Origin of the sequence: Candidatus Magnetaquicoccus inordinatus (assembly GCF_004217665.1) — a bacterium.
Classification (GTDB): Bacteria; Pseudomonadota; Magnetococcia; order Magnetococcales; family Magnetaquicoccaceae; genus Magnetaquicoccus; species Magnetaquicoccus inordinatus.
This window is the reverse complement of sequence record NZ_RXIU01000028.1, coordinates 1-7,142: the sequence shown is the minus strand read 5'-3', so window position 1 is coordinate 7,142 and position 7,142 is coordinate 1. Positions and strand designations below refer to the sequence as shown.

8 protein-coding genes are annotated in these 7,142 nt (G+C 51.8%); 5 read left to right on the top strand and 3 right to left on the bottom strand.

Annotation, left to right across the window (positions count from 1 at the left end):
* The 3 genes from purE to EJP87_RS04020 form a co-directional block, all read right to left on the bottom strand.
* Positions 1 to 407: 5-(carboxyamino)imidazole ribonucleotide mutase (gene purE, locus EJP87_RS04030; RefSeq protein WP_130470594.1), on the bottom strand; the 407-nt coding region annotated here is incomplete at its 3' end.
* Complete coding sequence (gene purD / locus EJP87_RS04025) at positions 404 to 1,687, bottom strand: phosphoribosylamine--glycine ligase (protein ID WP_130470581.1); 1,284 nt, start codon at positions 1,685 to 1,687, stop codon at positions 404 to 406. The genes purD and purE, both read right to left, overlap by 4 nt.
* Positions 1,684 to 1,992 (bottom strand): (2Fe-2S) ferredoxin domain-containing protein, encoded by a 309-nt coding sequence (locus tag EJP87_RS04020; RefSeq protein ID WP_130470580.1) that lies wholly within the window; start codon positions 1,990 to 1,992, stop codon positions 1,684 to 1,686. The genes purD and EJP87_RS04020 overlap by 4 nt, the downstream gene beginning before the upstream one ends.
* Before the next feature lie 364 nt (positions 1,993 to 2,356).
* On the opposite strand from EJP87_RS04020, the gene EJP87_RS04015 reads away from it, so the two are divergent.
* From EJP87_RS04015 to trmFO, 5 genes are all read left to right on the top strand, one after another.
* Positions 2,357 to 2,692, top strand: a complete 336-nt coding sequence (locus tag EJP87_RS04015) for a TusE/DsrC/DsvC family sulfur relay protein (protein ID WP_130470579.1) — start codon at positions 2,357 to 2,359, stop codon at positions 2,690 to 2,692.
* Positions 2,693 to 2,832: 140 nt separating this feature from the next.
* Positions 2,833 to 3,546: a respiratory nitrate reductase subunit gamma gene (locus EJP87_RS04010; RefSeq protein WP_130470578.1), complete on the top strand. Its 714-nt coding sequence runs from the start codon at positions 2,833 to 2,835 to the stop codon at positions 3,544 to 3,546.
* Positions 3,547 to 3,557: 11 nt separating this feature from the next.
* Positions 3,558 to 5,057 (top strand): sulfate reduction electron transfer complex DsrMKJOP subunit DsrK, encoded by a 1,500-nt coding sequence (gene dsrK, locus EJP87_RS04005; RefSeq protein ID WP_130470577.1) that lies wholly within the window; start codon positions 3,558 to 3,560, stop codon positions 5,055 to 5,057.
* Between the two features lie 113 nt (positions 5,058 to 5,170).
* A complete protein-coding gene (rph, locus tag EJP87_RS04000; protein ID WP_130470576.1) occupies positions 5,171 to 5,902 on the top strand; it encodes a ribonuclease PH in 732 nt (243 codons plus the stop codon).
* A gap of 26 nt (positions 5,903 to 5,928) precedes the next feature.
* On the top strand, positions 5,929 to 7,142 hold a 1,214-nt coding region (gene trmFO / locus EJP87_RS03995), incomplete at its 3' end, for a methylenetetrahydrofolate--tRNA-(uracil(54)-C(5))-methyltransferase (FADH(2)-oxidizing) TrmFO (RefSeq protein ID WP_130470575.1).

The following is a 7,142-nucleotide window of genomic DNA, read 5'->3' as shown; positions in this document are numbered from 1 at the left end:
ACAGCCAGCATGCGTACAGCAAAGAGTGCGGCATTGCGGGCTCCAGCCTCACCAATAGCCATGGTCGCTACAGGAATACCACCTGGCATTTGTACGGTAGCCAACAGAGCATCCAAACCTTGCAAGCCGGTTGCTGAGAGAGGCACACCAATCACTGGCAAGGGAGTGGAAGCTGCCACGACTCCGGCCAGATGGGCAGCAGCACCAGCACCGGCAATAATCACTTGCAAGCCACGTTCTACAGCGGTTGCAGCATAGTGATGGGTTCGCTCTGGTGTGCGGTGCGCCGAGGAGACCATCATTTCAAACGGAATAGCAAATTGGCGCAAAATCAATGCAGCCGCCTGCATCACCTGCCAATCTGAATCCGAGCCCATTAAAATTCCCACCAAGGGTTTGTTACTCATGATTGTTGCTCCCGTGCAATGGCTCGATAACCGATATCCCGGCGATAATAGAGATCTTGCCAATGAATGGACTCTACGGCTGCATAAGCGCGTTTTTGTGCATCCGCTACACTCTCACCGAGAGCGGTCACTCCCAACACACGCCCACCTGCAGTGACAATATGATCAGCTTGTTGTTCGGTTCCGGCATGAAACACCTGCAGATCCGACTGTTGATGCGATTGTGGCAACCCTGTTATCACTTGGCCTTTTGCATATTTACCTGGATAACCGCCTGCCACCATGCACACACATAACGCCGGTCGTGGATCCCAAGCAATCTGCATTCCCTGCAAGGAGCCATTGGCACAGGCCAACAAAAGGGGGACCAGATCCGAACGCATGCGCAGCAACAACGGCTGGGTTTCGGGATCGCCAAAACGGGCATTAAATTCCAGAACTTGAATAGCATCGCCATCGATCATCAAGCCGGCATACAAGACACCACGGTAAGGATAGCCCTCGGCAGCCATGCCGCGCACGATCGGATAGATCACCTCCTGGAGAATGCGCTCCTCTAGAGCAGGTGTTAAAACGGGTGCCGGGGAATAGGCTCCCATGCCACCGGTATTGGCACCAGTATCCCCTTCTCCGACCGCCTTATGATCCTGACTGCCAGCCAATGGGAGAACATATTCTCCATCCACCAGAGCCAAAAAGGAGAGCTCCTCGCCCCGCAGAAAACCTTCGATAACCACATGATCTCCGGCGGCACCAAACTCTTTTGCCACCATGATCCTCTGCACGGCATCTTCGGCCTCCTGCAGGGTTTGGCAAACAATCGCCCCTTTACCGGCGGCCAAGCCGGATGCTTTGACCACGATGGGCGCTCCCTGCTTACGCAGATAGGCCAAAGCGGCAGAGACCTCCTGAAAAACCTGGTAGTCCGCAGTGGCCACTCCGTGACGGGCACAAAGATCCTTCATAAAGACCTTACTGCCTTCGATAGCCGCCGCCGCTTGCGAAGGAGCAAAAACGGCCACACCCAGTTGACGCAAACGATCACTCAATCCGGAGACCAATGGACCCTCTGGTCCGATCACCACCAGATCGACCGGATGCGCCTGCAACCAATGCAGAATCGCCTCCTCCTCTTCCACAGCAAAAGAGAGCCTTTCGGCAACTGCGGCAATTCCAGCATTACCTGGAGTACAATACAGTTTGCTTACCAGTGGTGATTGGGCCATTTTCCAAGCCAAGGCGTGCTCGCGGCCACCACTGCCGATCAACAAAATTTTCATGCGATTTGCAACCGTTGCACGGCACCCTGTTCGGCAAGGTGGCTCTCCAGCAACTCAGGCACATCTTCTGCTTTGACGTGGCCATACCATACCCCTTCCGGATAGACCACCACTGTTGGCCCCTGATCACAGGGACCCATACAAAAGGTTCCGGTCACCTGGACTGTACCAAACAGACCACGACGCTCTACCTCGCTTTGGAAGGCTTCAAAGAGAGGGCGCGCCCCCAAGGCACTGCACGATCCGCGCGGATGTCCTTCTGGCCGTTGATTCATGCACACAAAAAAATGATGTTTCGGTTTCATTGTTTAACATCCCCTTTCGTCAATTACTGAAAATTAATGAGGCAGCCCCATGTGCGCATTGTGAAATTCCTTGAGAGATCTGTCAAGTTTGCGATATAAGCGATAAAGATGGTTTGCGGCATTGAACCCGGGAAAATTTTGTCGGCAGTTGGCGAGGTGACTCTTGCTTTATGGGAAAATTATGATATGCTAATGTTCCCGTAGTTGCTCCGGGTGGATTTGCCGGACAGCAAGACATAAATCAAGCACTTAAAAGCAGATCTGGCAGTCCGGGTCCGGTCTTGTAGGCCACCTTTTCCCGCTGTCCTGTTGGCAAGTCGAAGTTTTTTGCAAATCAATCCTGACACGTGAAGGAGAAGCTGTTATGCCGAGTTTTGAACTGAATGGTCACACCTATGAAACCGACGAAGATGGCTACTTGGTCAATCTGAGTGATTGGAGCGAAGCGGTTGCCAAGCATCTCGCCGAAACCGAATCAGTGGATATGACCGAATCGCATTGGGAAGTGGTGAATTTCCTGCGTGAATATTATGAAGAGTACAAGATTGCCCCCATGATTCGCATTCTGACCAAAGCCATCGGCAAAAAGCTGGGCAAAGAAAAGGGCAACACCAAATATCTGTATGACCTCTATCCTGGTGGACCAGCCAAGCAGGCTTGTAAAATCGCTGGTTTGCCCAAACCGACCGGTTGCGTCTAATCGCGTTTGCCTTCGGCGGTTGTCAGTCGTTTCCGCATAATCCCGAATTGTATTGTTGCAGCAATCGCCATCATGCCGAATAATCTTCGGCATGATGGGTGATTGTATTGTTCCATCACCTTTTTTGATGGGGGGGCCGGATGCTTACAGTCCTTGCTTACCTCGTGGTAGGGATTTTTTTGGTCGGCTTTGCCCACCGCATCTGGTTATACGCCAGTTGCCCGGCACCTCTGAAAATTCCCACAACGCCCGCGCCTGTGACCACTTCTGGAGTGGTGTGGCGACTTTTTACGGAAGTCGCTTTTTTCAATAGTCTGTTCAAGGGTGACAAATGGGCCTGGGCAGGCAGTTATGCCTTTCATGGTGCTCTGGTTTTGGTGTTGCTCCGGCATTTGCGTTATTTTGTTGAACCCTTACCTGCTTTCTTCGCCCATATTCAAATTGCCGGAATAGTTGCCGGTCTGGTGATGGTGGGCGGTCTTGGTTTGTTGTTGTTGCGGCGTGTGCTGATCGACCGGGTGCGTTATATCTCCTCACCGGCTGATTATCTGTGGTTGCTTTTGCTGTTGGGAATCGGCGGCAGCGGCTTGTTGATGCAGTTTTGTATCCGCCCCGACATTGTCCATATCAAGGCGGCCATGATGGGCATGTGGAGCTCAACGGAAGCAACCCTGCCTACGTTGATGGTGGGCGATTTTATCTTTATTGCGCACTTGCTCATGGTGGCGGCACTGATTGTGCTCTTCCCGTTCAGCAAATTGATGCACTTGGGAGGCATTTTCTTTAGTCCGACCCGTAATCAGGTCGATAATCCCAGAGAAAAAAGACATGTCAACCCCTGGGCATCCAACTAAGGAGTCGATTCGTGGCTGACTATTCCGTTCCGGAAATTCAGGAAGATATTCAAACGCCCTCCCTGGCGGTCGGGACCATGGAACATCTTAAACCCTATCCGGCCATTGAAAAACATATGGTACCGTTGGGTTTCCCGGATAAAAGGGTTGACAACTGGCAGGAAAAAGGGATCGAAAAGCTGGGTGAGATGCTGAAAAAGTATCGCTCCCTGCAGGTCTATCTGGATATTTGCGTCAAATGTGGCGCTTGTGCCGACAAGTGCCACTATTATCTGGGCACCAAAGATGCCAACAATATGCCGGTACAACGTGCCGAGCTGATGCGCAGTGTCTATCGGCGCTATTTTACCCCGGCGGGCAAGCTGTTTCCGGGTGTGGTACGGGCGGTAGATTTTGATGAAGAGGCACTGAGCAAGTGGGTCACCTATTTTCATCAATGTTCGCAATGTCGCCGTTGCTCGGTATTTTGCCCCTATGGCATCGATACAGCCGAGATAACCATGGCAGCCCGCGAAATCATGGATGCCATCGGAGTGGGTCATAAATACAGCACCGAGATCATCTGCAAGGTGCATGATGTTGGCAACAATCTGGGTATTCCCAAACCGGCGCTCAAGGGCACATTGGAGTTTTTGGAGGGGGATATTTTAGAGAATACCGGCCATGAAGTGCGCCTGCCTCTCGATGAAGAGGGTGCAGATGTGTTATTGGTGGCCCCCTCTGCCGACTTTTTCAGTGAACCGCATATTCAGTCTTTGATGGGATATGCCAAGGTCTTTCATCAAGCTGGAATCCGCTATACCATCAGCTCTATCGGTGCGGAAGCGGCCAATTTTGGCATGTTTATCGGTAGTTTTGCGCAAAAGCAAAAAATTGCCAAGCGAATTGCCGATCAAGCCAGGGCTTTGAAGGTCAAAAGGATTGTGGTCGGCGAGTGTGGCCATGCCTGGCGGGTGGCCTACAGCTTCTGGAATACCTTGAACGGTCCCTTTGATTTTCTCGATCCGCGGTATCCGGTTCCGCAACATATCTGTGAATTTACCTATGATCTGTTGCAGCGTGGCGCCTTGACCATGGACAAAGAGGCCAATGATCAATATGTGGTGACCATGCACGACTCCTGCAATGTGGCGCGTGCCAGTCGCATGGGGGAAAAGCCGGGTGGACAGTTTGAAATTCCGCGCGCTTTGATTCGTGCTGCTTGCAACCATTATGTGGAGATGGATCCAGAGACAACTCATGAAAAGACCTTCTGTTGCGGTGGTGGCGGCGGTGTCTTGACCGATGAGTTGATGGATCTGCGCATTGCCGGAGCCATGCCAAGGGTGACGGCATTAAAACAGGTGATGAAAAAGGACAAAGTCAACTTTATGGCTTTGATTTGCGCTATCTGCAAAGCCCAATTTACCAAAATTCTACCCATGTATCACATTCCAATGGAGACTGTGGGTGGGGTACACCAATTGGTCAGTAACGCCATTCAATTGGGTGCCAAAAAGGGAATTGTTTGAGTCTGCTTTAGACCTTGTTGCCTTCTGTAGTGAGTCGGGGGATCGCGAGATCCCCCGTACTGTTTGTATAACCTAATATTTGCCCCTTGTTCTTGCCGTAGGAGATGTAAACCATGTCCAGAGTCAATGGACGACGCGCCGATCAATTGCGAGCAGTCACCCTGACCCGCCATGTCAATGCCCATGCTGAGGGATCCTGTTTGATTGAGTGTGGTTCAACCCGTGTTTTGTGTACCGCCTCGGTGGAGGAGCGGGTGCCAAGTTGGATGCGCGATCAAAATCGCGGCTGGGTAACCGCTGAATATGGGATGTTGCCACGGGCCACCCATGATCGTACACCCAGAGAGTCGGCGCAGGGCAAGCAGGGAGGACGCACACTGGAGATACAGCGTTTGATCGGTCGCTCACTGCGTTCCGTAGTCAATCTGGAGATGCTTGGCAAACGAACCATTTGGATCGATTGTGATGTCTTACAAGCGGATGGTGGTACGCGCACCGCATCGATTACCGGAGGTTTTGTCGCCTTGATGGATGCCTGCTCTTGGTTGAAGGAGAAGGGACGGATTAAATCCCTTCCCATCAATGAATTTTTGGCCGCCATAAGCTGCGGTTTGGTAGATGGGGTGCCATTGCTGGATCTGGATTATAGTGAAGATTCACGCTGTGGCGCCGACATGAACTTTGTCATGAACGGTGCAGGACGTTTTGTAGAGGTACAGGGTACAGCAGAGGGCTATCCCTTTTCCCGGAGCGAATTTACCAACCTGGCTGGGATGGCAGAAACCGGCATCGGTCAACTGATTGCAATTCAGCGTCGTGTGTTGCTGCAGGCAGTCACTGGATAAGCGAGAGACAGAGTAGTCAAGAAAAGATGGCCACCTATCCACCCATACATATTATTGGTGCGGGACTGGCTGGAGCAGAGGCAGCTTGGCAGCTTGTGCAACGTCACATTCCGGTTAACCTCTATGAAATGCGCCCAGAGCAGAATACTCCTGCCCATCAGACAGGTTACTGTGCCGAGTTGGTCTGTTCCAACTCTTTGCGTTCGGATGATCCACAGCGCAATGCCGTAGGGCTCCTGCATCAAGAGATGCGCCTGTTGGACAGTCTGATCATGGCTGCGGCAGATCGGCATCGTTTACCGGCTGGAGGAGCCTTGGCTGTTGATCGGGAGGGCTTTTCCGCATGGATTACCGAGCAGTTGCTGCAACAGCCGTTGATCCGCTTTGAGCGTCGTGAACTCTCCCAGCCAATGGCAGATGGCATCACCCTGATTGCCTCTGGACCTCTTACCTCTCCAGCTCTCGGCCAATGGTTGGAAGGATTATTGGGGGCCCAGCTCTCTTTTTATGATGCACTGGCCCCGATTATCTCCTACGATTCCATCGATTTTAGCCAATGTTGGAAACAGTCTCGCTATGACAAAGGCAGCGATGATTATATCAACTGCCCGCTCGACAAAGAGCAGTATGAAAACTTTGTTGCCGCCTTGTGCCAAGGGGAACAAACCCCTCTACGCTCCTTTGAAAAAATCAACTATTTTGAAGGCTGTTTGCCGATTGAGGTCATGGCCAGCAGAGGATTGGAGACCCTACGCTTTGGACCGATGAAACCAGTTGGTTTGCGTAATCCGCACCAGGGTGGCAAAACCCCCTATGCGGTGGTGCAGTTGCGCCAGGATAATCATCTGGGCACGTTGTGGAACATGGTCGGTTTTCAGACCAAATTGACCTGGCCGGCACAAAGAGCCATTTTTCGCACGATACCGGGACTGGAGCAGGCGGAATTTTTACGTTTGGGCGCCATTCATCGCAACATGTTTATAGATAGTCCCCGTTTATTGACTCCGCACCTCTCATTGCGTTCGGATGAAAATCTTTTTTTTGCGGGGCAAATTACCGGTGTAGAAGGATATGTGGAGTCGGCTGCTTGTGGACTGCTTGCTGGTCGCTTTTTGGCCGAAAAGGTAGAGAGTGGTCAGATAACCCGTCTCCCGCCGTTGACCACAGCGCACGGCGCCTTGTTAAACCATATCACTGCTGGTGCCAATAGTGCCAATTTTCAACCGATGAATATCAATTT